The sequence below is a fragment of the Variovorax sp. 20P10.2.4 genome (genome assembly GCF_058244205.1).
In genome coordinates, this window is the sequence record NZ_JBZAYE010001041.1 from 1 (window position 1) to 1,652 (window position 1,652).

The 1,652-nt window shown below is 70.5% G+C and carries 3 protein-coding genes; 1 reads left to right on the forward strand and 2 read right to left on the reverse strand.

Going from position 1 to position 1,652, the window contains the following annotated elements:
- Nucleotides 1-135: 135 nt before the first annotated feature.
- Complete coding sequence (locus tag AC27VN_RS40835) at nucleotides 136-1,023, forward strand: MOSC domain-containing protein (protein ID WP_490880414.1); 888 nt, start codon at nucleotides 136-138, stop codon at nucleotides 1,021-1,023.
- A gap of 22 nt (nucleotides 1,024-1,045) precedes the next feature.
- Here the strand turns inward: AC27VN_RS40835 and rbsD are convergent, their stop codons facing one another.
- On the reverse strand, nucleotides 1,046-1,444 hold the full coding sequence (gene rbsD / locus AC27VN_RS40840) for a D-ribose pyranase (protein WP_093347953.1): 399 nt from the start codon (nucleotides 1,442-1,444) through the stop codon (nucleotides 1,046-1,048).
- Nucleotides 1,441-1,652: PfkB family carbohydrate kinase (locus AC27VN_RS40845; RefSeq protein WP_490880415.1), on the reverse strand; the 212-nt coding region annotated here is incomplete at its 5' end. The genes rbsD and AC27VN_RS40845, both read right to left, overlap by 4 nt.

Genomic DNA, 1,652 nt, shown 5'->3' on the forward strand with positions numbered 1-1,652 from the left:
GCGGATACAGACTTCGGGGGGGAGGGCCATCGCGGCATTGTAGGAGGACGCTCTTGTGGCCGGCCCCGTGGGGAAACCGGCCATTGGGGGTATGCCGGGAGCGAGGACAATCGAGCCCCCATCCGAGGAGCCCCCGTGACAGATTTCGATCTCCAGGCCACCATCGCGCGCCTGTTCGTGTACCCCGTCAAGTCGTGCGCCGGCGTCGAGCTGCCCGAAGCGCTGCTGACCGAGACCGGCCTCGAGTTCGACCGGGCCTGGATGGTGGTCGACGAAGAGGGCGAGTTCGTCACGCAGCGGCAGCTGCCGCGCATGGCGCTGATCAAGCCGCAGATGAAGCACACCGAGGTGGTGCTGCGCGCTCCCGGCATGCTGGCGCTGCACCTGGCCTTCGACCGGGTCGAGCAGCCGATGCGGGTGCGGGTCTGGAAGGACGAGGTCGATGCCTACGACATGGGCGACATCGCGGCCCAGTGGTTCAGCGACTTCCTCTCCGAGCCCGGCAAGCCGCAGAAGCTGCGGCTGGCGCGCTTCGATCCCGAGGTCAAGCGGCTGTCGAGCCTCAAGTGGACCGGCGGCATCGAGGCCCAGACCCAGTTCGCCGACGGCTTCGCGCTGCTGGTGGCCAGCGAGGGCTCGCTGGCCGAGCTCAACGAGCGGCTGGCGCGCGACGGCCATGGCCCGGTGGGCATCGAGCGCTTCCGGCCCAACATCGTGCTGGCCGGCATCGAGTCGCACGACGAGGACCGCGTCGAGATGCTGCACGTGGCCAGCGGAGCCGACGGGTCGGAGGACGGCGCGCAGCTGCAGCCGGTCAAGCCCTGCACCCGCTGCCCCATTCCCGACATCGACCCGGCCACCGCGCTGAGCAGCCCCGAGGTCAACGACACGCTGCGCACCTACCGCGCCGATCCGCGCGTCGACGGCGGCATCACCTTCGGCATGAACTGCATCGTGATCCAGGGCATCGAGCAGATGCTCAGGGTCGGGCAGCCGGTGGGGGCGAACTACAAGTTCGAGTGAGCGGCTGGGGTGTGAACAGGCCCTAGAACGTCACGCCGGCGCACAGGATGATGTTCGCGTAGGGCGTGCATTCGCCCGTGCGCACCACCGCCCTGGCGCGCGCGCTCAGGCGTTTCAGTTCCTCGTGCGACACCGTCTCGGGCACGACCGCGAGTTGCCCCGCGCACCATTCGGGCAGCTCGCCCGTGGCGCGGCCCTCGACCGCCTCGCGCGCGAGCAGCGCGCGCTCCACCTGCAGTTCGCTCAGCACCGCCTTCAGCACCTCGGCCACGCGCGGCACGCCGGGCGTGAGCGCGAGGTCGATGCGGCGCGGGCCGTCGGGAATCGGCAGGCCGGCGTCGCCGATCACCAGCATGTCGCCATGGCCCATGGTGGCGATGACCTGGGACAGTTCGGAGTGCAGCAGGGCGGTACGTTTCACAGCGGAATCCAGTCGGGAGGCAGGGGGCTGCGCAGCACGGCTTCGCGCTGCGGGATGGAAGGCTGGGCGCCGGGCTGCTGGATGCACAGCGCGGCGGCGCGAATGCCCAGGCGCACGGCCTCGTCGAAGGACTGGCCCTCGCCCAGTGCGGTGGCGAGCGCGCCGAGGAAGGTGTCGCCGGCGGCCGTGGTGTCGACCGCCTGCGCCA